The organism is Posidoniimonas polymericola (genome assembly GCF_007859935.1).
Taxonomy (GTDB): domain Bacteria; phylum Planctomycetota; class Planctomycetia; order Pirellulales; family Lacipirellulaceae; genus Posidoniimonas; species Posidoniimonas polymericola.
In genome coordinates, this window is the sequence record NZ_SJPO01000006.1 from 55,843 (window position 1) to 80,725 (window position 24,883).

Consider the following 24,883-nt stretch of genomic DNA (forward strand, 5'->3'; position numbering starts at 1 on the left):
TGGGCGAATGCTGTTCACCTGGGTTCACCTTGTGGGCTCTGTGGATGCGCGTGGGTCATTCTCTGCCCATGCCAGACTTTGGCTTGCGAGCTGCGTTAGTGGCAATCAGCAGTTGGTGGACCGCCGCTACCCGGTCCCTCGCCATCTCTCCGCCTCAGCCCCAAGAAGTCCAACATGCCATCGATTAATCGGAGGTTGGTTCTCCGTTTTGCCACCGTTTTGAGCATTGCGGCGACACTTCCGTCTTTTTCCGCAGCACAAGACAAGGTCCTCCTCGACCTTGAAAAGGACGAGCTGAGCTTCGGCTTCATTAAGCTGACCGACTGCGCTCCGATCGTCATTGCGAAGGAAAAAGGCTTCTTCGAAAACGAGGGCCTGCAGGTCGAAGTCATTGCCCAGCCGAATTGGAAGACGCTGCTCGACAACGTGCTCAACGGCGAGTTGGACGGCGCCCACATGCTCTCTGGTCAGCCGATTGCCGCGACGATTGGGATCGGCACGCCGGGGCACGTCGTTACCGCGTTCACGATGGACCTCAACGGAAATGGCATCACCGTATCCAACTCGACCTGGGAGCAGATGCAGGAGAACGACTCCAAGCTGATGAGCCCGCAGCCGTCCCATCCAATTTCGGCGGACTCGCTGAAGCCGATCGTCGAAGAGATGCTCGACAACGGCGATAAGCTGCAGATGGGCATGGTGTTCCCGGTCTCCACGCACAACTACGAGCTGCGGTACTGGCTGGCGGCCTCGGGGATTCACCCCGGAATGTACACCAAGAGCGACACCGGCGGCCGCACCGACGCCGAGGTCGAGTTGTCGGTCACCCCGCCGCCGATGATGCCCGCCACCCTCGAGTCCGGCAACATCCAGGGCTACTGCGTGGGCGAGCCGTGGAACCAGCAGGCCGTCGCCAAGGGCATCGGGGTGCCGGTTACCACCAACTACGACATCTGGAAGAACAACCCCGAGAAGGTGTTCGGCGTCAAGAAGAGCTGGTCGGACGAGAACCCCAACACGCACCTGGCCGTGATCAAGGCGTTGATCCTGGCCGGCAAGTGGCTCGACGAGACCGACGCCAGCGGCAAGCTAGTCAACCGCGAGGAAGCCGCGCGGATCCTCTCCCGTCCGGACTACGTCGGCGCCGACTTTGACGTCATCAAGAATTCGATGACCGGCTTCTTCTACTTTCAGAAGACCGACAAGCGTGAGATGCCGGACTTCAACGTGTTCTTCAAGCACCACTGCACCTACCCGTGGTACTCGGACGGCGTGTGGTTCCTGACCCAGATGCGGCGGTGGGGCCAGATCACCGAGCCGAAGCCGGCCGAGTGGTACGCCGAAACCGCCGCGAAGGTGTACCAGCCGGCAATCTACCTTGAGGCGGCCAAGCTGCTTGTCGAGGAGGGCCTGCTGGAAGAGGACGAGGTCCCCTGGGACACCGACGGCTACAAGCCTGCCACCGACGACTTTATCGACGGCGTCACGTACGACGGCAAGCAGCCGCTCGAGTACCTGCAGGCCCACAAAATTGGAAATCAGGAGTAGTGTCCTTGGCGAACGGAATCGTCAACCGCGTTGCGACGGCCGCCGCGGCGCCGCTCCCCTCAGAGGCGGCGTCGCGTGGCCTCGCAGCGGCTACTACCAACGCCCCCCAGTCTCCCCACTGAAACGCAAGGCATGGCACTCGTACTAACTTTTGTCGCCATCGGACTCCTGGTCGGACTATCGGTGATCGCCGGCAAACACCGGACTGTCAAGGCGATTGACGTCGCGGGCCTCAACTTTCTGACCCCGGTCGTCCGCCTCTGCTACGGCGAGGAGCCCCACAAGCAGCTTAAGGACATCGGCCGATTCATTGTGGTGCCAGCGTTCGCCGTCTGCGTGTTTGTGGCGGCGTGGTTTGTCGTGTCCGACAAGATCCAAACCAAGAGTGGCAAGCTGCCCGACCCGCTCGAGACCTGGCAGTCCGCCAAGTCGATCCTGCAGTTCCACACCCGTGAGAACGACAAGCAGCAGGCCTACAACCTCACCGGCGAAGACCGTGAGAATAAGCTGAAGGAGGTCGAAGAGCAGCTCGCGGGTCTGCAATCTCGCGTCGACTCCGCCAACGAACTGGTAGCCGAGGCCAAGCAGTCGGCGGCCGACAGTCTAACCGAACAGATCGCCCCGCTGCAGGCTAAGTACGACGAACTGAAGCAGAAGTATGACGCGGCCAAGAAGACTCGAGAAACAGAGCTGAAAGAGCTCGCCGCAACCGCCGCCGTCCAGGATTCCAAGACCGACTACTTAGCGGGGGTGCGGTCGCACCGGAAGCGGCTCGATACCGAAAAAGACCACCTGCGAGACCTGAAGTCCGAGATCTCGGCCCTCCGGGCGGTCAAGAATCCTGAGGTCGCCGCCGCGTTGGCCGCCCAGACAGCCGTGGCTGAGGAACGGCAGTACCTGCAGAAGATGCAGGACCAGCTCACCTCCAGCAACCGCACGACCAAGATCGAGAAGGAACAAGCGAAGCTGGCCGCCGCCGAGGCAAAACTCGACGCGGCCCCGCCCGCTGAGCTCTACCGCGCGGCCACGTCGGTCGTGCGATCGGAAGACCGTATCGAGAGCATCGCCACGTCCGAGTACGCCAAGCCGGCCACCCTGCCGTTCCAAACGGCCCGCAGCGTGCTGTGTGTGTTCTTCGGGTTCTTCCTCGGCTCCGCGATCGCCATCCCGATTGGCGTGCTGTGCGGGCTCTCCAAGACTTTCATGGCGGCCATGACGCCCTTCATCGCGGCCTTCAAGCCGGTGTCGCCGATTGTCTGGTTGCCGGTCGCGTTGATCATCGTCGGCGGGTTCATCCCCGACCCCGACAAGAACCCGCTGATCCAGTGGCTGTGGGATCTGCCGTGGCTCGGCAAGTACCAGATCAACCCCGCGTTCATCGCTTCGGCGATCACGGTCGCGCTCTGCTCTCTGTGGGCCACGATGGTCAACACCGCTTTTGGCGTGGCGTCGGTCGAGAAGGACCACATCAACGTCGCCCGCGTGCTGCGGCTCGGCTTCTGGGACCGGCTGTTTAAGATCGTGCTGCCGTCGGCCCTGCCGCTGGTGTTCGCCGGCCTGCGGATCTCGCTGGGGGTCGGCTGGATGGTGCTGATCGCCGCCGAGCTGCTGAGCTCGTCAGAGGGCATCGGCAAGTTTGTTTGGGACCAGTTCAACAACGGCGCCAGCGACTCGTTCGCGAAGATGGTCGTCGTGGTGTTTGTGGTGGGCGTGATCGGCCTGGCGCTCGACCGGATGATGATTGTCTTCCAGCGACTGGTCAGCTTCGACGGCGCCCCGACGGCGATTTAGCAACCAACGGCGGCGTTCTCGACCACCGCCAGACGGCAGGAAACCACAAATGCCCTATCTAGAACTCGACAACGTGAGCTTTGGCTTTGGCCCGATGTCCAATCGCTACGAGGTCTTCGAGCAGGCGACTCTGAGCGTTGAGCAGAATGAGTTTGTCGCGGTGATTGGCTTCTCCGGCAGCGGCAAGTCGACGCTGGTCTCGCTGCTGGCCGGCCTGGAGCAGCCGGATTCCGGGGAGGTGCGTATCGGCGGCAAGCCGGTCGGCGAGCCGGGCCCCGACAAGGGCGTCGTGTTCCAGAACTACTCGCTCCTTCCTTGGCTAAGTGTCTACGGCAACATCGAGCTAGCGGTCAAGCAGGTGTTCCCCAAAATGGGCCGCGACGAACGCAAGGACTACATCCAGCATTACATCGACATGGTCAGTCTCAGCGGGAGCGAGTGGAAGCTCCCCGGAGAGCTCTCCGGCGGCATGCGGCAGCGGCTGAGCCTGGCCCGCACGCTGGCGATCAAGCCCGAGGTGCTGCTGCTAGATGAGCCGCTGTCGGCGCTCGACGCGCTCACGCGTTCGCAGCTGCAAGACGAGATCATCCGCATCTGGGAGGTCGACCGCCGCACCGTGGTGATGATCACCAATGACGTCGACGAGGCTGTGATCATGGCGGACCGGATCGTGCCGCTCACGCCGGGCCCTTCCGCGACGTTTGGGCGAGAGTTTGCGGTGGACCTCGCGCGTCCCCGCGACCGCGCAACGCTCAACTTCAACCCAGAGTTCAAGCATCTGCGCAACCAGGTCACCAACTACATGGTGTCGCTCGACCAGGAGGCTCGCCGGCTGTCGTCGACCGTAGAGCTCCCGCTCCCCGACATCCAACCGGTCCGCCCCGGCCCCCAAGTCAGCATCGCCTAATACGCCCAATCCGCAAGGCAATTGGAATGAGTCACCACGACGCCCGTTACGTTGAGATCTTCAACCTCATCAAGGCGTACCCCAACCCGTACGGCGAGGCCGTGCGCGTTGTCGACGGGTACGACCTGGTGATGCGCCGCGGCGAGTTTGTGAGCGTCATCGGTCACTCGGGCTGCGGCAAGAGCACGGTCCTCACCATGGTGGGCGGACTGAACGAGATTTCCGGCGGCAGCATCGCGGTCGAGGGCCGCGAGATCGACGGCCCCGGCCCCGACCGGGCCGTCGTGTTCCAATCGCCCTGTCTGCTTCCGTGGATGACCGCCTATGACAACGTAATGCTCGGCGTCCGCAAGGCCTACCCGCACGGGACCAAGCACCAGCGGCGGGAGATTGTCGAGTACTACCTGAACGCGGTCGGTTTAACGCACTCGAGGGACAAGTACCCCCGCGAGATGTCCGGCGGCATGCAGCAGCGGGTGGGCATCGCCCGCGCCATCGCGTTGAAGCCCCGGATGCTGCTGCTCGACGAGCCGTTTGGGCGACTCGACTCGCTGACGCGGATGGGGCTGCAGGACGTGATCCTCGGCATCCTCGACCGCGAGCGGATCACCACCATGATGGTAACCCACGACGTCGACGAGGCGATCTACATGTCGGACCGCGTCTGCATGATGACTAATGGCCCCAAGGCCCACGTGGGCCAGCTGCTCGACCTGCCGTTTGAACGCCCACGCCGCCGCGAGGCGGTGCTCGAGCACCCGCTCTACTACGACCTGCGGGGGGCGTTGGTCTCGTTCCTCGAGCAGCAAGACCACCGCCAAGAGCCTCAGGAGGCCGCCGAAGACACCTCCTCCTGGGACGACACCATGCACATGGTCGAGGCGATGGCCGCCACGCAGTACACCGTCCCAACGCCGCACCTTGCGCTCGAGTCCTCGCCCACCCAGCTAGTCGACGCCGGCGTTTAGGCCCAATACCCCACGCGGGAATTCAACCTTGGACAACATGACGCTACAACTGACGGCGAACCTCGTGCGGTGGGTCGAGGTCTGGCGCCCCACCGAAGACGGCGGCCACCTCGAGCTCGGTGGCACGACGCACGAATCAGGCGGCGAGACGCGGTGCGGCTTCCGGTACTCTCCGGGGCAGGGAGTGATCGGCCGCGCCTGGGAGTCGGGCGTCCCCGTGTTTGGCGCGGCGACCCAAGGCGACTTCGACGGGCAGTTCCTCGAGGAAACCCCCGCGCAACTGATTGCGATCCCCACCGTTCGCGGCGGGGAGTGCCTTGGCGTCGCGCTGCTGGCCTGCGACGACCAGGGGCAGGCCGCAGCCGAGCTGTGGCGAATTAACGAACGCAACGAGCTCGGCCTGGCCGAGAACTGGTACTCCAATCTTGATCGGTTCGGCCGCATCAGCCAGTTGGTGAAGTTCCCACGCCGCGCGGGCCTCCCCGGCAAGGTCTGGGCCGACCGCTTCCCGCGTGTGATGGGGTCGCTTGCCACTTCGCAGGCGTTCGTCCGCGCGGCCGGGGCAAAAGCCGAAGGCCTGTCGACGGCGATCGGCATCCCGTTCATGAAGTCCGCGATGGACCTGGAAGCGGTCCTGGTATTGCTGTCGGCGTCGCGGACGCCGCTGGCAAAGGTCGTCGAGGTTTGGGCCAAGGAGCCGCAAGAGAAGTCGCTGAAGATCGTCTCGGCCGACTACGGGCCCTACATCGATTTGGCGCCGGAAAGTCGCCGCCGCCGGCTGAAACTCGGAGACGGTGTCGCGGGGCTCGTCTACCGAGATCTGCGACCCAAACTGACGACCGATCTGCAGGGTGTCGAGTTCCCGCGCGGCGAGGGTTTCCAGGAGTACGGCATGCAATGGGGGCTCGGCGTCCCTGTGTTCGTCGGTGACCAGTTGGTCGCCGCGGTCGCAATGTTCGGATAGGTCAAGCCGCACCGGAGAGGTATCGCATGTCGGCCATCACCGACACACAACCGGATAAGATCGCTGAAAGCGGACCGCCTGCCGGCGATCTGCTGTCGGCGTTGCTGGCCGAGACCCGCGAGCTGACCGCGGTCGAGCGCTTCGCCAAGCAGCACGACGACAACGCGCTGCCCGAGCAGTCGCAGCACTACCGCGACCTCATACCGCTCACCGCGCCCACCGAAGGCCAGCAGTACGCTTTCGAGGTCGACCTCGACCAGTGCAGCGGCTGCAAGGCGTGCGTGAGCGCGTGCCACAGCCTCAACGGACTCGAGCCGTCCGAGACCTGGCGCAGCGTCGGCCAGCTGTACGGGCAGAACGGGCTGCCGGTCATCCAGCACGTCACGACCGCGTGCCACCACTGCGTCGATCCCGGCTGCCTGAACGGCTGCCCAACCAACGCCTACGAGAAAGACCCGGTCACCGGGATCGTCCGCCACCTCGACGACCAGTGCTTTGGCTGCCAGTACTGCACGATGACCTGTCCGTACGAGGTCCCGCAGTACAGCCCCTCCAAGGGCATCGTCCGCAAGTGCGACATGTGCCACGGGCGGCTGGCCGAGCGCGAGGCCCCCGCCTGCGTCCAGGCGTGCCCGAACCAGGCCATCAAGATCAGCATCGTCGATGTAGGGCAGACGGTCACCCGGACCAACGCGGGCACGTTCCTGCCGGCGACTCCCCCGGCGTCGCTCACCAACCCGACAACCGTCTACCACAGCGCGAAGCCGCTGCCAGACGATCTGCAGGCGGCCGACGCCAACTTTGCCAAGCCGCAGCACGCCCACGTTCCGTTGGTGGTCATGCTGGTTCTGACGCAGTTGTCGGTCGGCGCGGTGGCATTTGGCTCCGCCGCCCGCTGGTCTGGCATGAACGCCGGCGCCGGGTTCACAATCGTGCTCGGCGTGCTAGCCGGGCTCACCGGACTCGGGCTGGCGCCGCTGCACCTGGGACGCCCGCACTTGGCGTTCCGGTCGATCCTCGGATGGCGCCACTCTTGGCTCAGCCGCGAAGCCCTGGTATTTGGCGCTTACGCACCGATGGCGATGAACGCCGCGGCTTACGTTGTCCTCCCTTACATCCAAAGCTACCTGCCGGAGTCAGCAGAGGGGCTCCTGGCTACCGTGCTGCCCGCTCCGGCGCGGCCCCTGGCCGAGGCGGCCGCAGTGCTCGCTGGGGCAGCGGGCGTGTTCTGCTCGGCAATGATCTACATCTTCACCGGTCGGGAGTTCTGGCGCGGACCGCGGACCTTTGCGAAGTTTGCGGGCGTCGCGCTGGTCCTCGGGCCCGCATTCGCGCTGGCCTGCGTCGCCTCCAACGCAGCAGCCACCCGCGAGTCGACCAGCGGCGGCGTCCTCCTCGCCGTTGTCCTGGTAGCGACGCTCACCAAGCTTACCTACGAAGCCCTGGTGTTTGCCCAGACCGAGGGATCGCTGCCGCTGACCGCCCGACTGATGAAACGCGACTTGCTTCCGCTGACCCTCGCCCGCTTCGGCCTGGGTCTGTTTGGCGGCGTCCTGACACCGATCGTGTTGAGCATCACCGGCGTGGGCTCCTGGGGCGGCGCAGCGATGGCGGCGGTCGGGTTTGGCTGCCTGCTCCTCGGTGAACTCGCCGAGCGGGCCCTCTACTTCAGCGCGGTGATACCGCTCAAGATGCCCGGAGGCGTCAGGTCATGAGCCACACGCTTACTAAAGATTCTCCGAACGATGGCAAAGCACGTGCCGGCTTGCTCGACACGGTGCTGAGCATCATCCACCAGAAGGACGGGGTGCTCACCCGCGACCTGATCCGATCGCCGGGCCGATTTGGGCTCGGTCAGGTACCCGACCGCTTGAAGCCGGACGCCACGACCGACATGGTTTGCGGTTACTGCTCGACCGGCTGCAGCCTCCGCGTACACCTTAAAGAGGGCGAGGCAGTCAACCTGACGCCGACAACCGAGTACCCCGTTAATCTTGGCATGGCCTGCCCGAAGGGTTGGGAAGCCCTCAATGTGCTCGACGCAGACGACCGGGCCACGCGGCCGCTGCTGCGGGATGCGAGCGGCGAGCTGAAGGCCGTTTCGTGGGACAAGGCGTTGCGGACCTTCTGCGACAAGTTCAAGCAGATTGGCGAGGAGCACGGACCAGAGTCGGTCGCCTTCCTGAGCACCGGGCAACTCGTTACGGAAGAAATGGCGCTGCTGGGATCGCTGGCCAAGTTCGGTATGGGGATGCTGCACGGCGACGGCAACACCCGCCAGTGCATGGCGACCGCGGCCACCGCCTACAAGCAGTCGTTTGGATTCGACGCCCCGCCGTTCACGTACCAGGACTTCGAAGAATCGGACGTCATCGTGCTGGTCGGGTCGAACCTGTGCGTGGCGCACCCGATCATGTGGGAACGCGTCTGCCGCAACCCGAACAACCCCGAGATCATCGTCGTCGACCCGCGGCGGACCGAGACCGCCATGGCCGCTACCCTGCACCTGCCGATCCGGCCTAAGTCGGACCTGGCGTTCTTCTACTCGCTCGCCCACATCCTGTGTCGGGAGGGGTGGATCCTGCGCGACTTCGTCGACGCGCACACAAACGGCTTCGACGGGTTCGCCCAGTTCGTCCAGGCCTACACGCCGGAGCGGGCGGCGGCTGAATCGGGGATCCCGGCCGAAACCATCGAGAAGGTCGCGCTGACGATCCACGAGGGGAAGCGGGTCTCATTCTGGTGGACGATGGGCGTCAACCAGAACTACGAGGGCGTGCGGATCGCCCAGAGCATGATCAACCTCGCCCTGATGACCGGCAACATGGGCCGACCGGGCGCCGGCGCGAACAGCGTCACCGGCCAGTGCAACGCCATGGGGTCGCGGATCTTCAGCAACACGACCGGTCTGCTGGCGGGGCGTGACTTCCTCAACCCGACCCACCGGCAGGAGGTCGCCGACATCCTCGACATCCCGGTTGAGAAGTTGCCCACCGAGAACAGCCTCCCCTACCACCAGATCCTCGAAGGGATCCGGACCGGTACGATCAAGGGGCTGTGGGTGATCTGCACCAACACCTCCCACTCTTGGATCCATCAGTCGGACGCCCGCGACCTGCTGGAGAAGCTCGACTTCCTTGTGGTTCAGGACATGTACCACACCACCGACACCGCACAGCAGGCCGACCTGGTTCTGCCGGCGGCCGGGTGGGGAGAGAAGGAAGGCACCTTTATCAACAGCGAGCGCCGGTACGGGGTCGTGAAACGGGTCCGCCGCCCGCCGGGCGAAGCGCTGCCCGACTTCTCGATCTTTCGACTTGTTGCCGAATACTGGGGCGTCGGCGAGATGTTCCGCCGCTGGGAAACCCCCGAGGCGACACTCGGGATCCTCAAGGAACTATCACGCGGCCAGCCGTGCGACATCACCGAGATTGGCGACTACGCCACGATCGACCACGCGGGCGGGGTGCAGTGGCCGTGCACGGAGTCGCCCGAGGCGATCGACCAACAGCGTCGCCTCTTTGAGGACGGGCACTACTACCACGAGGACGGCCGCGCCAAGTTTCTGTTCGAGGACTCCCGGGCGATGCCCGAGCCCCCCGACACCGAGTACCCATTCCTGCTGCTGACCGGCCGCGGCGCGGCCTCGCAGTGGCACACCCAGACCCGCACCGGCAAGTCGGCTGTGCTGCGGAAGCTCTACCCCCAGGGCGTGTACGTCGAGATGAACCCGGAGGACGCCGCGATCGCAGGCCTCGAGAGCTACGACAAGGCGAGCGTCTGGTCACGCCGTGGCGAGCTGAAGGCGACCGTGTTCGTCACGCCAACCGTGCAGCCGGGGCAGTTGTTCATCCCGATGCACTACGAGGAGACCAACCGCCTAACGCTTCCGCACTTCGACCCGTACTCCCACCAGCCGAGCTACAAAGACTGCGCGGTCGCTATCGCCCCCGCTAACTGAGCAGAGAGTCATGAGCGAGCAAAACGGCTTCACAAAAGAACAGCAGACTTTCCTCCAGGGCTTCGCGCTCGGGTCCGACGTCGCACGCAAAGTGCGCGGGCTGCCGGTGATCTCAGACAGCGGCGCCGCGTCAAACGGCCAGACCGTGACGGTCGGCGCCGGCCCGACCAGGGCCGCCGGCGAACTCCCGACCGACGTCATGGACCTGCACGCCGACGCGCAGGACCGCCAGGTCGCGGCCGGCGGCAAGCTGGTCGCCGAGGAAAAGGCCAAGCGCGCCAAGCCGCCACGCGACATGTGGGACGAGATGCAGGCCCGCGCCAACGCCGGCGAATTCCCCGAGGGGACCGACGTCTTCCTGACCAAATTCCACGGCATGTTCTACGTCGCCCCGGCTCAGGACTCGTACATGTGCCGTCTCCGGTTCCCCGGCGGCGCCATCAAGAGCTACCAGCTCCGCGGGCTGGCTGAACTCGCCGACAAGCACGCCGGCGGGTACGCCGACTGCACCACCCGCGCTAACCTGCAGCTGCGTGAGATCGGGCCCGCCGACCCAATCCACGTGCTCACCGGCCTGCGAGACCTGGGCATCATTAACTACGGCGCGGGCGGCGACAATATCCGCAACGTCACCGCGAGCCCGCTCAGCGGCATCGATCCGACCGAGCTTGTCGAGACGCTGCCGCTCGCCCGGAAGATGCACTACTACCTGCTCAACCACCGGGAGTTCAACGGGTTGCCGCGGAAGTTCAATATCGCCTTCGACGGCGGCGGCGCCATCAGCGCCCTCGAGGACACCAACGACATCGGCTTCACAGCGGTCCGCGCCGCCGGGACCGACCTGCCCGAGGGCGTCTACTTCCAGCTCACCCTGGGCGGCATCACCGGGCACAAAGACTTCGCTCGGCCGACCGGTGTGCTGCTTGATCCAGACGAGTGCGTCGAGGTAGCGGCGGCCGTAGTGAGGGTGTTCCTCAAGAACGGCGACCGAACAAACCGCAACAAGGCCCGGCTTAAGTACGTGCTCGACGACTGGGGCTTTGACAGATTTGTAAAGGCCGTCGAAGAAGACCTCGGACGCAAGCTCCGCAAGGCGCCGCTCGACACGTGCCAGCCACGCGATTCGGACGACCGGCAGGGCCACGTTGGCGTCTACCCTCAGCTCCAGCCGGGCCTCAACTACGTCGGGGTGGCCTTCCCGGTGGGGCGGGTCACGAGCGACCAGATGCGGGGCTTGGCAAAGATCTCCGACCGCTACGGCGATGGCGATATCCGCCTGACCGTTTGGCAGAATCTGCTACTCGCGAACATCCCCGACCTCGACGTCGAGGCGGTCAAGTCGGACATCGAGGCCCTCGGGCTCGACCACATCGCCAACAGCATCCGGGCCGGCCTGATCGCCTGCACGGGCGCCGCCGGCTGCAAGTACGCCGCCGCCCCCACCAAGGCGAACGCGTTGACCATCGCCGACTACGTCGAGCAACGGCTGGAGCTCGACGTGCCGGTCAATATCCATCTGACCGGCTGCCACCACTCGTGCGCCCAGCACTACATCGGCGACATCGGCCTGATTGCCGCCAATGTAGAGAACCCTTCCGACCCGGACGGCGACACCGTCGAGGGCTACCACATGTTTGTCGGGGGCGGGTACGGCGTCCGCCGAGCAATCGGTCGCGAGCTGTTCCCAGCGTTGCCGTTCGAGCAGACGCCTTCGCGCATCGCGGCGTTGCTCCAGGCGTACCTCGACAACCGCATCTCGCCCGACGAGTCGTTCGTCGAATTCACCCACCGCGTCGACATCGACGCGCTCCGCGAAATGTGCCTGGCGTCCCCCGCCTTGACCTAGCGTCCCCTCACGACCCCACCCGACATGAGCATCTCAATCATCCCCGAAAGCGCCCCGTTCTCACCCGAACAGCGGTCGTGGCTCAACGGATTCTTGGCCGGCTGGGCCGGCGTCGTCGCTGACCCGCAGGCCCGTGGCCAGGCGCTGGCTTCGGCCCTGATGCCGCCCGCCGAGGCCGAAGTTGAGCAAGGAGAGGAATTCCCCTGGCACGATCCCGCGCTCGAGATCGAAGAGCGCATGAAGCTCGCCGAGAAGAAGCCGCTCGAACGCAAGATGATGGCGGCCATGGCCCAGTTAGACTGCGGCGCCTGCGGCTACGTCTGCCAGACCTACTCCGAGGCGATTGCCGGCGGCGACGAGAAGAATCTCACCCTCTGCTCGCCCGGCGGCAAAGAGACCGCCAAGATGCTGAAGAAGCTGGTCAAGAGCGGGGGAGCCACGGCCAACGGCGCCGCCAAGCCGGCGACCAATGGCGCGGCCGTCCCGGTTGCCACCGGTTTTAGTCGCACCAACCCGTACGCGGCCCGAATCAAGACCTGCTACAACCTCAACGCCGCGGGCTCGTCGAAGGCAACATCGCACGTCGAGATCGAACTGGGCGACAGCGGTCTCGACTACGTCGCCGGCGACGCCTTGGGAGTCTTCCCAACCAACTGCCCGGAGCTCGTCGACGAGATCCTGCCGCTGGTCGGGGCCGGTGGCAACGAGGCGGTCAAGGAACAGCTCGTCGCGAACTACTGCCTCCGTGGCGTCACCGACGAGCTGCTCGAACTGCTGGCCGAGGCCGCCTCCGATGTCGCCGAGAGTGCGGTGATCAGCGGGCTCATTGACTCCGACGAGCTGGACGTGCTCGACGTACTCGATGTGCTGCGGAAGGCGCCGTCGGCGCAGATCACCGCCGAGCAGTTGATCGAGTGTCTGTCGCAGATAACGCCGCGGCTCTACTCGATTGCTAGTTCGCCATCGGCCCACCCAGGCGAAGTCCACCTGACCGTTGGCCGCGCGACCTTCGAGAGCGTGGGACGCGTCTACAAGGGTGTGGCTTCGACGATGTTCGCGGACCGCTCGCTGCCCGATCACCGTCTGAAGGTCTACGTGCACAAGTCGCACGGCTTCGGTGTCCCGTCCGATCCGAATGCCCCCATGATCATGGTCGGGCCGGGGACGGGCATCGCGCCGTTCCGCGCCTTCCTAGAGGAACGCGAAGCGACCGGCGCCGCGGGCAAGAACTGGCTGTTTTTTGGCGATCAGCACGCCGCGACCGACTTTCTGTACGAGGAGCAGCTCGCGTCGATGGCGGCAAAGGGCGTGCTCGACAAGCTGAGCACCGCGTTTAGTCGTGACCAAGAAACCAAGGTCTACGTGCAGGACCGGATGCGTGAGGAAGGGGCAGAGCTGTTCGCCTGGCTGGAGGAGGGCGGAAGCTTCTTCGTCTGCGGCGACGCCCGGCGGATGGCGGTCGATGTCGACCGCGCGCTGCACGACGTCATTGCCCAGCACGGCGGCATGAGCGAAGAACAATCCACGAAGTACGTGGCCAAGCTCAAAGAGGCGGGTCGCTACGTTCGCGACGTCTACTGATCAGGCGATCAACTCCCCAAGTCACCCGCGGAGCAGTGCCAGAAACGCTGCGTCCCCAACACGAACGGGGCCGTCAATCACTCGTGATTGTCGGCGCCGGCATGACCACCCATGCGTTGCTGCAGCGGCCGAGCCGCAACGGTGGCTTGTCACACTACAGCGTAACCGTGGTTGGCGAAGAGCCCCGCCACTGCTACGACCGTGTGAACCTGACCAGCTGCTTCTCCGGAGCCACCCCGGACGACCTGCTGCTGTCGCCACGCGAGTGGTACGATAAGAATGGCGTGCGGATTCTGACGGCAGGGCCAGCGCACACTAACTTGTTTCCAGTGCAAGTAGTTCGGCGAGGAAGTTGTCGTTCCATCCGGCGATTTGCTGCTTCCCTTTGAGGCTGTGTTTGGCGGGGTGTCGCTTGAGGAGGCCGATGGCGAAGCGTCGGAGGGCAGCCAGGTTGTCGGCCAGGCGGCGGTCGCGTGAGCTGCATTAGCCAGGACTTGATCTGACACTCATTAATGGTAGAGGTAGGGGCGGTTGGTTGCAGCGGCGTGTGGTAGTAGTAGCGGCTTTCCAGCCGGCCGTGGACCTTCTCTTTGGTCTGGCGGCGACGGCAGTTGCTGTCTTGGAAGTCTTCCTCGTGGAGCTGCTCGAAGTGCCCGGCGACCGCCGCGTGCAGCTTCTCGTGGTTCCCCTTGAGCGCCAGCACGTAGTCGCCGCCGGCGTCGATGATCTTTTTCGCGATCTCCTTCTGGCAGCCCATCGCGTCGATCGTCACCACCCCGTCTTGGACGCTGATATTCTCGAGCAATTCGGGGATCGCCGTGATCTCGTTCGACTTCTCGTCGGTCACCAGTTGGCCCAGCGACAGCCCCTCCTCACTCGCCCACGCGCTCACGATGTGCATCGCCCCAAGCCCCTTCTTCTTGTCGTGGCTGCGACGCAGCGTCTTGCCGTCGATCGCGATCAGCCGGCCCGCCGCGTCACTCGACAGGTTCTCCGCCACCCACTCGCTGAAGCAACGCGTGAACGCCTCGGGCCTGAGCAGCGACAACACCCGCTGGATGCAGTCCTTCGACGGCAGGCCCCTGGGAAGCGTGAGGAAGCCGCCAAGCCAATCCCGTTTCGCGTCGGCCCACCGGTGGATCGCGGTTGGACCCTCAGCGCCCACAATCACCCCGCAAACCGCGATCACGACCACCTCGCCCAAAAGATGCAGTCGGTTCACCTCGCTACGCGGGTCCGGCAAGCTACCCAGACGCTCGGCAAGCGAACACAAAGAAGCGGCGGACATCGGGGGGCTCCTCGAACGAAAAGCCGCTATCCTACAAACAGAAGGCTACTCGCGCTACCTTGCCCTGGCTCCCTAGAGTGCGCGCTGGCCCTGGGCTTTAAGTACAGCCTGAAGTCGCTCTGGCCACTAAACCCAGAGCACAAGCCGGTGAACGACGAGGAAACCAAGGCGTTCGAGTTCCTGAGTGAGCACCCGGGCGAGACCTACACCGCCGAGGTCGCGGACGCCGACGGCAACAAGCTGTTCACCAAGTACTACCCCGACCGCGCGGTCGCTGCTGCGTGCTGGGAGTGCCACAACGAGCACGAGCGCCGAGGCGACGACTACCCCGAGTTCGCCAAGGAAGACGTCATGGGCGCTGTGGTGGTTTATGTGCCGGTCGAATAACACGTGGGCCCGACAACAGTGCGTCCGGTCGGCGCTGATCCCATTTGCGGCGTTCTGTGGCTGCTCTCCGGAGGGCGAACACAGCGGCCCCAGGCTCCCCCCCACCCCTAGCGAGCACGCCGCTGGCCAGTGGTGTGCGAGTCGGGCTGCGCATCCTGTCACGACAGCAGTCGTGGCAGGGCACCCAGGCTCGGCTACCTGCCTGCGTGGGAGAATCGCCTAACCAAAGGCAGTAAGGCCCTCGTCGTCACTGTGATTAATGGCGAGGGCTGATGCCGCCCCGCGGCGATCTGGAGGACGTAACCGACGAACAACTCCGCCGAGCGGTTGCCTACGTTACCTACCGTGCGGAGCTCAACATCCTGGCGGGACACTAGCCCGCCCTCGATACCAAGACAAGAGGACCCAAGAAATGACCCCGGAAAAAATCGAGCTCGTACAGGGCACCTGGGCGAGGGTGGCGCCAAACGCCGATCAGGTCGCGGTGCTGTTCTACGACCGGCTGTTCGAGATTGCGCCCGAGGTGAAGCCGCTATTCAAAGGCGACATGCAGGAGCAGGGCAAGAAGCTGATGCAGATGTTGTCGCTGGCAGTGAACGGACTGCCAAAGCTCGAGGCACTCGTCCCCGCGGTGCAGGACATGGGCGTGCGGCACCTCGACTACCGGGTAAAGCCAGAGCACTACGATTCTGTTGGAGCGGCGCTGCTGTGGACCCTCGAGCAGGGCCTGGGCGAGGACTATACCCCCGAGGTAAGACAGGCATGGACAGAAACCTACGTCACTCTGGCGACCGTCATGAAAGACGCCGCGGCCGCTGCGGCCGCCTAGCGTCTGAAACCGCGATCCGGCGCAGAAAAAACCTAGGGCCGCCACACGGGCGGCCCTAGGGGAAGGAGGTCTCAATAGCTTCCGAAAGAGGTTGTCATCTAGCCGCGTCGTCAGAATCCCCGGTCCGACCTGAGCGGCTCGGTCATGACGATCTTAGAAATCCAACTCCAACTGGGTGTAGAAGAAGTTAGCGTTGTCCGTGCCAATAATCTTGCTGCCTCGCCACAGATTGGAGTAGCCAAACAGGATGTTCGACCGCGGATCGAGCTGGTACTTGGCGATCAGGTCGAGCTCGTTGCCGAAGTCTGTTCCCGCAACCTGCGCCGACGGAACCGCTACGCCCGGGATCGAGTCTCCCGCCTCGGCCGCGCCGAGGTAGTAGTACCAGGCCAGCAGCGAGAGCTTGCTGCTCGGCTTCATCGTCAGCAGGCAGTTCGGCGAGCTGATGTTTGAGCGGGCGGCCGCGTCGATAAAACCGAGGTACTTGTGGGCCAGCGGGAACAGCTGGTTGTAGCGGTTGAACACACCATCGGCGGGGGAGTCATTGCCCGACGCGTAGTCGTAGTAGACCCACAGGGTCGGCGACCAGCTGCCGCCCAGGTTGCGGCCAACGCCGCAGGTGCACATTCCGGCACGGTGATCAAGGCCCAGCCCACTCTGGCGACCGGTCTGCAACGCGGCTTCCATCTCGTAGAGCCAGTCGCCCGAGCCGCCAAACATCCGTCCGCCGAAAGTGTGGATCGAGAAGTCTGCGCTACCCGCGCTGGCCCCGAACACTGGCGGCACGGCGGCGTAGGGGTTCTCGTTGTCGTAGCCTAAGTAGAACAAATCGTAGCTAGCCGATTTGGCGCCGGTGTAGGTGGCGTAGACGCCGTAGAACGACTGGTTGTAGTCTGCTTCGTCAAAGTCGTCCGCAGAGACCGGCACGTAATTCGTGTAGAAGCCGTCGATGGCCCAGTCGTCCGACTTGTGCATCACCTTGACGCCTTCGAACGTGCGGCGGGTATTGGCCCAGTCCAGCGGCGAAACATGGCGCTGCGCGCCGTAGATCAGCTCCTGACGACCGACCCGAACGGTCGTCGAATCCGTCAGTCCGACATCGAAGAACAAGTTCAAGAAGTCGCCTGAGTTTCGATCGATTGGGCGCGGATTGTAGGAATCGTTCGACACGACGTCGGCCGAGATGCCTTCCGCGTACACGCGGAACCAATCATTAACCTTCCAATTGGTGTACAGACGCAACCGAGTCAGCATGAAGTCGTTCGTGGTGTCAAGGAAGCCCAAGTTGCTCGGCGTGCTGAGTGCCGAACGCCCCATGCCCTCCTCGTGGTGGTAGCGGAGACGCAACTGGCCGCCGATGTCGAGCGTGCCGATCGGCGCGTCCATCAGCTTCATGCAGTCGCCGAGACAGGTCGGCCCGCACGGCTTCTTCAGGTAGCTGAAGTCGTTGGCGTAGAACACGCCCTTGTGGCTGGTCGCGCACGGGCTCGGCTTGGCGGCCTTCTTCTTGCAGGTCGGGCAGCCACAGCCGCAGGTGTCGCCACAGCCGGCGCCGCAATCGTCGCCGCAGTCGAAACAATCGCCCGAGTCGCAACCGCATGACGGTTCGTCACAGCAGCCGCTTAGATAGGAAATCTGCTCTGCGTTGTCGACAGCCACCGCCGGCGAGGCCACGGAGTCGAACAGGTAGTCGCTCGGCATCTGGAGCGGTTGTTGGGCGGTCGCGACCACGGGGGTCGCCGCCAGCACAGCCAACGCGAGCGCCAGCCGAGTCGGATAAGATTTAAGGGGCTTACGCATCATGCGTCTCGCTATTTGGGCGGTCGAGCGTCGTTCCATCAGCCCGTTGGGACATACCAGGGCTGCTCAGATTGACTACTCGGCTTGACTCTACCCAAACCTCCAACCTCCGGCATTTTGCCAGCATGGCTTACCAAGGTTACAAACCACTACTGCAAAAGCACTTACGTTGTGGACACGTAGTTACCACCCGGGCATTTGGCGTTCTCTCTACCAGGTAGGCCGAGCTCGCCGATTGCGGACATTATGGGCAGGCATGCCCGACAAACTGGCCGTGCGCAGTCCCTTGCAGCTATGCCAAGGGAGCCCTAAAGCATTTCACTGCAACAGCTTGCGACCACGAAGACGCCCCGCTACGCCGACAGGCGCAGCAATTGCATCGGTTTCCTGGTTACTGCCAGCCAAGAGAGCTTGAAGCCGGCTCCCTCCACCAGACCAAGAATATGCCCCCCGCGACCGCGACCCCGACAGCCGGTTGGCCGTCCATTCTCGTGATTGATGACGACCCCCTGATTTCTGTCGTGGTCCGTCGCGCCATGGATGGCATCCAGCACCGCATGCGGACTGCTTTGGACGGGCGGCTTGGCCTCGACGCGATCTCCGCCGAGCAGCCGGACGTCATCGTGCTCGATAACGTGCTGCCGGATGGTCTGGGGGTAGGCGTCCTCGAGCAGATCCACCAGATGGCGCCGCAGGTCCCCGTGCTGTTCGTGACGGCCCGCGGCTCGGGCAGCACCGCCATCGAGGCGATGAAGCTGTGCGCGTTTGACTACCTCCCCAAACCGCTGGACCCATCGAGACTAAAGAGCCAGTTGCGTCGCGCGCTGACACTCAGGCAGATGGTGTCCGCCGACTCTGATCGCAACGCGACCGTACCGGATGCGTCCGCCGACTGTTCCGCCGAGGCTTCCGATTCGCTAGTGGGTGAGTGCCCCGCCATGCAGGCGGTGTTCAAGGCCATTGGCAAGGTCGCGTCGCAGGATGTGGCGGTCCTGCTCCGCGGCGAGCACGGCACCGGCAAAGAATCGATCGCCCGCGAGATCCACCGCCACAGCCAGCGGAGCGACGGTCCGCTGCTTAAAATCCATTGCCCCGCATTCGACGAGCGGCAACTCGAGCTCGAGATTTTTGGGACCGATGCGCAACCCGGACTCATTGAGAAGGCTGCCGGGGGGACGCTTGTGCTGCAGGAGATCGGCGGGGTCAGCCTATCGCTGCAATCCAAGCTATTGCCTGTCTTTCGTGACCGGGTCTACCTGCCTGTCGGTTCGAGCAGCCCCGAGCCGGTCGACGCGCGGATGATCTCGATCACCGGCGAGTCGCTCGAGTCGCGAGTCCGCAGCGGCGATTTCCGCTCCGACCTCTACTACACCCTGGACGCCTTCGTCATCACGCTGCCGCCGCTCCGGCAGCGTCGAGGTGACCTGCCGCTGCTGGTCCGGCACAGCCTAGCGAAACTCGCACCGATCTACCGAGGCTTCAGGGTGCAGTCGCCCAGCATCTCCGACGAGGCCATGCAGTCGCTGTGCAGCCACGTCTGGCCCGGCAACATCGACGAGCTCGAGAGCGTGCTCAAACGCGCGCTGGTTGAGCAGAAGGGGCACATCCTGCTGGCGGCCGACCTCCGGGAGGTCTTCTCCGGAGACCCGGTAGTGCAGGCTTCCGAAGAGTCGGACGGCGGGCAGTTCATCACGGACTGGGTTTCGTTCACGCAGTTGAGGATCGACGGCGGCACCGACACCCTGCACTCCGACGCCATCGAGGAGACCGAACGGAAGGTATTCGCCCGCGTGCTGCGACACACGGGCGGCAACCAGGCCCACGCGGCGCGGCTGCTGGGGATTACCCGGGCCAGCCTCCGCAAGAAGCTCCGCATGTACAGCATGGCCGCCCGTCCGACAGACGGCGCCTGAGACAGCACCGGCCCAGGCCCCGATGAGCAGCAACACCCGACGCGTCAGGCGATCACTAACCCGCGGCCCGTGGCTGACGGTGCTGTACGTCAGCGCACTAAGCACGGTTGCGTTGCTCACCTGCTGTGGCCAGTGGCTGGTGCAGCGGCAGCTCGTGAACGGCGAGAGCGACTCTCGCGTTGTCAACATCGCTGGCAGGCAGCGGATGCTGAGCCAACGCCTGGCGAAATCGACCCTGCGGCTCGCGGCCGCCTCGTACGACGCCCCGGCCGACCGGCGGGAGCTCAGCAGCACGCTCGCACTGTGGTCGAGGAGCCACGAGGCGCTGCAGCACGGCGATGCCGAAATCGGCTTGCCCGGCGACAACTCGGCAGAAATCCAACGCCTTTTCGGTTCAATCTCCCCCTACTACCGGGCGTTGCGTTCGTCGACGCTTACGCTGCTCGACGCCTCGTCTAGCGAGGCCATGCGGCGGCGCGCCGTGGAGCAGGTGCAGGCGAAGGAAAAGCTGTTCCTCGAAGGAATGGATGCGATCGTCTCTCAGTACGTGCTCGAGGCGGAGGAGAAGGTGGCGCGGCTCCGGTCGCTCGAGGCCGGCATCCTGATGCTGACCCTGGCGGTGCTGGCTGCGGAGGGCCTGATCGTGTTCCGCCCCGCGGTGCGTCAGATCGAGAGGACGCTCAACCGGCTCAGCCGCACGAGCCGACGCCTCCGCTCCGCGAAGCTGCGCGCCGAAGACGCCGACGCGGCCAAGTCACGGTTCCTGGCTAACGTGAGCCACGAGTTGCGGACCCCCATGACCGCCGTGCTCGGCATGACCGAGCTGGCGCGGAGCGAATCCGACGCCCACCAACGCGACGAGCAGCTCAAGACGGTCTCGCAGTCGGGCGAGCTGCTCCTCGGCCTGCTGAACGACCTGATTGACTTCGCGCGGATCGACTCTGGCAAGCTGGAGCTCGTCATCCAGCCGTTCTCGCCGTACGAAGTGCTGGACAGAGTCATCCGCATGATGCAACCGGCTTGCGCCGCGAAGGGCCTGAAGATGGTCCCGATTGTGGGCGTGGACAAGAGCCTCCGCGTGCTGGGCGACGCCAGGCGACTCGAGCAGGTCCTGCTCAACCTAATCTCGAACGCGATCAAGTGGACCACCGACGGCGCCGTCTCGATACGTTGCGAGAACGCCGCCCCGCGTGGCTCACTCGTCACGCTCAGCTACAGCGTCCAAGACACCGGCGCCGGCATCAGCCGGGAGCACCACCGGAAGGTGTTCGAACCCTTCACCCAAGTCGCCGGTGACAAGAGCACGGCACAGGGGGGCGTCGGCCTCGGCCTGGCCATCTGCAAGCGGATCGCCGACGCCATGGGCGCCGAGCTCGTTCTGACCAGCCGCCCGGAAGTGGGAACCACTGTGCGGCTGACATGTGACTTCTGCGTGGCGCCGCGCGTAAGAGCCCCTGCCGCCTCAACCACGCTCGTCGGCGTGGCAGAGGGGCTCCGCGCGCTGGTTGTGGAGGACACCGAGGTCATTCAGCCCCTGTTCCGAGGCCATCTTCGACGTCTGGGCTGCCGGACCACGGTGGTTGGCACGGGAGAGGACGGCGTGCTGGCGGCGCGCCACGCGCCGTTCGACATCGCGTTTGTCGACCTGCAGTTGCCTGGCATCGACGGGGTCGCTACCGCGGAAGAGCTCCGCCGCTCTGCAATCGAAACCGGGCGCCCAATCCGCGTTGTGTGCGTCACGGCCGACGCCAGGTCGTCCCTCGGCGATGAACGCATCAATGCGGTCTTCGACTCGGTGCTGATCAAGCCGTTCCAGCGTGACGACCTGGCGAGCGAACTCATGCTCGTCCATCCGCCGCTTGCGGAGACGCTGGAAAGCGGAACCGGATCAGACCCCGACGCCGACATGCAGCGAGAGCTGACGGAGGTCTACCTGTCGGTTGCCGAACAGCAAGAATCGAGCCTGGCCAACGCGGTAACCGCAAGCCACTGGAGCGACGCCCGCGTCATCACCCACCGACTGGCGGGGCAGGTCGCCTACTTTGAAAACCCTGAGCTCGTGGAGCGCCTTCGACAGCTCGAACACGCCTGCGAGACCTGCAACGCTGGGGGTGCGGTGGTCTTGGCCGAAGAGTGCCTGCAATCGCTTGCCGGATTGCGGGAGCAACTCCTGTCGAAGGCGATGAGCGTCACCTGAGGCTGCAACACGCTCCCGTAGCTCTCCCCTTCGACGGGCGACAGGTTCAACGGGCGAATGGCGTCCTTTGCTGAGCGGTTTACGGCCCACAGCCCTCGGCGAGCCGTGCCTACGTGCTAGGTTGGGCGGGACGGGCCGCCAAGTTTCCGGGCCGCTTGTTGACTTTCGCCGTAAAGGCCAGCTACCATGGTAGTTCGGTCCCAAAGGGCGAGGGCCTGGAACACCCGTCGCCCAACTCCCGCGAAAGGCCGCAAGAAGCCTCTCACGGACTCCCCCCTTTGTGGGACCGTTCCCGCCGATCCCATCCTGGCTGCTTGCGATGACGGAACTACGCCCCCGAAGCGTTCGAACTGCCGCACTCTTGGCGCTGGCGGTTTTTGCGTTGGCGTCGACCGCCAGTGCCTACACGCCTGAGAGTCCGGAAGTCCAAGCTTTGGTCGAAAAGGGCCTAGCGTTCCTCGCAGAGAACACCGACGCGCGGCTGGGCGGAAAATGCGTCATCGGCCTGGCCTTTATTAAGTCAGACCAGCCCGACCACCCCCGCGTCAAGGAGGCGGTCGCCGCCTGCCAGGCGGCGATTAGCCAGGGCAACGCCGGCAACCCCCGGACAATCTACAGCTGCGGGATGGCCGTTATTTTCTTGTGCGAGCACGACTCCCGTGGCCACTCAGAAATGATTCGCTACTACCTGGGCGAGCTGCAGAAGCGTCAGAAGGAGCACGGTGGCTGGGGCTACACCAATGAGCAGATCGGCGACACATCGCAAACCCAGTACGGTGCGCTCGCCCTGTGGGAGGCCCACCGCCACGGGTTCCGCCCCGAAGACGACACCGCGCGTGGCATGGCGGACTGGCTAATCCGCTCCCAAGACCCAGCCGGCGGCTGGACCTACAAGGGCGAAACGGCCCCGCTCGGCCAGCGGCAGGCGCAGGACCAGGGCGAGATGACGATCTCGATCGGCGCCGCGGCGATGGGAAGCGTGCTGATTGCCGCCGACCTGTTCGGGATCTTGCAGCCGGGCGCCGAATTGGCGTCAGAAACAAACGTCCCCGAGGCCCTCCAAGCGGCCGGCGAGAAGGAGCGCAAAAAGGCGCCCCCGCTGAGCGCCGGCGACCTGCCGCGCGACCTGCTATTCAAGGCCATCAAGGACGGCGACGCCTGGATGACCAAGAAGTACGAGGTCAGCATCAACCGCTACCAGCTCTACTACATGTACTCGCTCGAACGCTACAAGAGCTTCTACGGACAGCTCGAGGGCGACGCGCCGGACGAGCCCGAATGGTACAACAAGGGCTACGAGTGGCTCCAGAAGAACCAGAGTGGCAAGGGCTCCTGGAGCGGCAACTGCGGTGAGAGCGTGGACACCGGCTTTGCCATCCTGTTCCTGCAGCGGTCAACCCTGAAGAGCATCCGCAAGGGGCTGGGCGAGGGGACCCTGCTGAGCGGGCGCGGGCTGCCGGCGCGGCTCGACTCGATCAAGCTCAGCCGCGGTCAGATTGTCGCCCAGCAGGCCGCCACCGAAATCGACGACCTCATCAATATGCTTAGCGACGAAGAAGGCTCCGCCCTGGACGCGATGGTCAACGACCCGACCGCCCTGGTAGGTGAGATCAACGACCAGAACGGGCGGCGGTTCGAGCAGATCGCCCGCGGCGGCGCCCCGGCCGCCCGCGTGTTGGCCGTCAGGGCCCTCGGCCGCAGCGGCGACCTCGACTACGCCCCAACGCTGATCTTCGCGCTCACCGACCCCGACAAGCGGGTCGTCCGCGAGGCCCGCGACGGGCTCCGCTTTATCAGCCGCAAGTTCGACGGCTACGGGCTGCCCGACGGCTACGACGACCGCCAGCTGCGCGACGTCATCGAGCTGTGGAAGAACTGGTACCTGTCGATCCGTCCCGACGGCGCGATCAACCTAAACTGATCCACCACTAAACGAGCCACGACAAACGCACTCGATGCCAGCGATCGACCACAACCCGAACGACCAGGGCTACCGCCTGAGCGTCAACTCGTACGATCGGGGCGCGAGCCTGCTGATCGCGTTGTTGGTCATGGTCGGCGTGGGGGTCGGGGCGCTGGTGATCATCTGGTACGCCAACCACCTGAACCGCCGCAACGTGCCGCCGTTCCTGCTGCCGGTGAACCCCGCCAGCCGCCCGGCCGACGCGGCGATGGGCCTGAAGGAAGACATCGAGCCGCCCGGCGTTGAGGACGCGCCCGAGCTGACCGAGCCCCAGCTGCAGGACACCCTGACCGCGTTGTCCGACCTGTCGTCCAAGTCGGCCCTGCTCGCCGACGACGCGATCGACTCGGACTCGGAAGCGGGCAAGGGGAGCGGGTTTGGCGACTCGCGTCAGGCCGGCATGGGGGGCGACGGGCCGCCGGTCAACGAGCCGCAGCGGGAGATCCGCTTCGAGCCCGCCGACCGCAGCGAGTACGCCCGCTTCCTCGACTTCTGGAAGGTCGAACTGGCGGTCCTTGATCAGCGCAACAATATGGTGTACTACGCCTCGAACTTCACCGGCGGCAGCCCCCAGGTCCGCAACGCGGACCCGTCGAAGAACCCCGAGAACCGCGTGAGTTTCATCTCCAACGGCACCGCTTTCGAGGCGCTCGACCGGAACCTTGTGACCCAGGCCGGCATCGCGGGACGCGGAAACATCATTATCCAGTTTTGGCCCAACGAGTCGGCGGGCTTCCTGCTGGGGCTCGAGAATCAAGAGATGCAGAAGGCCGGCAAGACTTCGCTCGACCAGGTGCAGCGGACCGTGTTCCGCGTCGTCCGCGACGGCGCCGAGTTCAGCTGGGAGCTCGAAGAGCAGCTGTACTACTAGACCGACCCACGACACCGGCACACACGGCCCCACCGCCGACCATTCACCACTCAACCACCGCAAACAGAG

The 24,883-nt window shown here is 64.7% G+C and carries 17 protein-coding genes; 15 read left to right on the forward strand and 2 right to left on the reverse strand.

Annotation, left to right across the window (positions count from 1 at the left end):
• The first annotated feature begins 219 nt into the window (after positions 1–219).
• The 9 genes from Pla123a_RS12965 to Pla123a_RS13005 all read left to right on the forward strand — a co-directional run bounded on the left by Pla123a_RS12965 (position 220) and on the right by Pla123a_RS13005 (position 13,566).
• Positions 220–1,548, forward strand: a complete 1,329-nt coding sequence (locus tag Pla123a_RS12965) for a CmpA/NrtA family ABC transporter substrate-binding protein (RefSeq protein ID WP_231956434.1) — start codon at positions 220–222, stop codon at positions 1,546–1,548.
• Between the two features lie 132 nt (positions 1,549–1,680).
• Positions 1,681–3,339, forward strand: a complete 1,659-nt coding sequence (locus Pla123a_RS25010; RefSeq protein WP_146587589.1) for an ABC transporter permease subunit — start codon at positions 1,681–1,683, stop codon at positions 3,337–3,339.
• 49 nt (positions 3,340–3,388) lie between these two features.
• Entirely contained in the window at positions 3,389–4,246 is an 858-nt protein-coding gene (locus Pla123a_RS12975) for an ABC transporter ATP-binding protein (RefSeq protein ID WP_146587591.1), read from the forward strand.
• Positions 4,247–4,272: 26 nt separating this feature from the next.
• Entirely contained in the window at positions 4,273–5,214 is a 942-nt protein-coding gene (locus Pla123a_RS12980) for an ABC transporter ATP-binding protein (protein ID WP_146587593.1), read from the forward strand.
• A 37-nt stretch (positions 5,215–5,251) separates the two neighbouring features.
• Positions 5,252–6,178 (forward strand): GAF domain-containing protein, encoded by a 927-nt coding sequence (locus Pla123a_RS12985; protein WP_146587595.1) that lies wholly within the window; start codon positions 5,252–5,254, stop codon positions 6,176–6,178.
• A 26-nt stretch (positions 6,179–6,204) separates the two neighbouring features.
• Positions 6,205–7,893 carry a 4Fe-4S dicluster domain-containing protein gene (locus Pla123a_RS12990; RefSeq protein WP_146587597.1) on the forward strand — a complete coding sequence of 563 codons (1,689 nt, stop codon included), beginning with the start codon at positions 6,205–6,207 and terminating at the stop codon, positions 7,891–7,893.
• On the forward strand, positions 7,890–10,139 hold the full coding sequence (locus Pla123a_RS12995; RefSeq protein WP_146587599.1) for a molybdopterin oxidoreductase family protein: 2,250 nt from the start codon (positions 7,890–7,892) through the stop codon (positions 10,137–10,139). Before Pla123a_RS12990 ends, Pla123a_RS12995 begins: the two co-directional genes overlap by 4 nt.
• A gap of 10 nt (positions 10,140–10,149) precedes the next feature.
• A complete protein-coding gene (locus tag Pla123a_RS13000) occupies positions 10,150–11,985 on the forward strand; it encodes a NirA family protein (protein ID WP_146587601.1) in 1,836 nt (611 codons plus the stop codon).
• A gap of 24 nt (positions 11,986–12,009) precedes the next feature.
• The gene (locus Pla123a_RS13005) at positions 12,010–13,566 is read left to right on the forward strand and encodes a sulfite reductase subunit alpha (protein ID WP_146587603.1); all 1,557 of its coding nucleotides are present in this window, start codon (positions 12,010–12,012) and stop codon (positions 13,564–13,566) included.
• 193 nt (positions 13,567–13,759) lie between these two features.
• Here the strand turns inward: Pla123a_RS13005 and Pla123a_RS13010 are convergent, their stop codons facing one another.
• The gene (locus Pla123a_RS13010; RefSeq protein ID WP_231956436.1) at positions 13,760–14,854 is read right to left on the reverse strand and encodes an ISAs1 family transposase; all 1,095 of its coding nucleotides are present in this window, start codon (positions 14,852–14,854) and stop codon (positions 13,760–13,762) included.
• On the opposite strand from Pla123a_RS13010, the gene Pla123a_RS25165 reads away from it, so the two are divergent.
• Entirely contained in the window at positions 14,774–15,241 is a 468-nt protein-coding gene (locus tag Pla123a_RS25165; RefSeq protein ID WP_146587606.1) for a c-type heme family protein, read from the forward strand. The two genes, Pla123a_RS13010 and Pla123a_RS25165, sit on opposite strands and share 81 nt — an antisense overlap.
• Positions 15,242–15,653: 412 nt before the next feature.
• The gene (locus tag Pla123a_RS13020; RefSeq protein WP_146587608.1) at positions 15,654–16,070 is read left to right on the forward strand and encodes a globin family protein; all 417 of its coding nucleotides are present in this window, start codon (positions 15,654–15,656) and stop codon (positions 16,068–16,070) included.
• A 153-nt stretch (positions 16,071–16,223) separates the two neighbouring features.
• Here Pla123a_RS13020 and Pla123a_RS13025 read toward each other — a convergent pair whose 3' ends face one another.
• Positions 16,224–17,870, reverse strand: a complete 1,647-nt coding sequence (locus tag Pla123a_RS13025) for an alginate export family protein (protein WP_197527933.1) — start codon at positions 17,868–17,870, stop codon at positions 16,224–16,226.
• A 443-nt stretch (positions 17,871–18,313) separates the two neighbouring features.
• Here Pla123a_RS13025 and Pla123a_RS13030 point away from each other — a divergent pair, with 443 nt between their 5' ends.
• The 4 genes from Pla123a_RS13030 to Pla123a_RS13045 all read left to right on the forward strand — a co-directional run bounded on the left by Pla123a_RS13030 (position 18,314) and on the right by Pla123a_RS13045 (position 24,814).
• The gene (locus Pla123a_RS13030) at positions 18,314–19,783 is read left to right on the forward strand and encodes a sigma-54-dependent transcriptional regulator (protein WP_146587611.1); all 1,470 of its coding nucleotides are present in this window, start codon (positions 18,314–18,316) and stop codon (positions 19,781–19,783) included.
• Between the two features lie 22 nt (positions 19,784–19,805).
• Positions 19,806–21,980, forward strand: coding sequence for an ATP-binding protein (locus Pla123a_RS13035; RefSeq protein WP_146587613.1), 2,175 nt, complete (start codon positions 19,806–19,808; stop codon positions 21,978–21,980).
• A 433-nt stretch (positions 21,981–22,413) separates the two neighbouring features.
• Complete coding sequence (locus Pla123a_RS13040) at positions 22,414–23,901, forward strand: hypothetical protein (protein WP_146587614.1); 1,488 nt, start codon at positions 22,414–22,416, stop codon at positions 23,899–23,901.
• 34 nt (positions 23,902–23,935) lie between these two features.
• Positions 23,936–24,814, forward strand: coding sequence for a hypothetical protein (locus Pla123a_RS13045; protein ID WP_146587616.1), 879 nt, complete (start codon positions 23,936–23,938; stop codon positions 24,812–24,814).
• Positions 24,815–24,883: the final 69 nt, after the last annotated feature.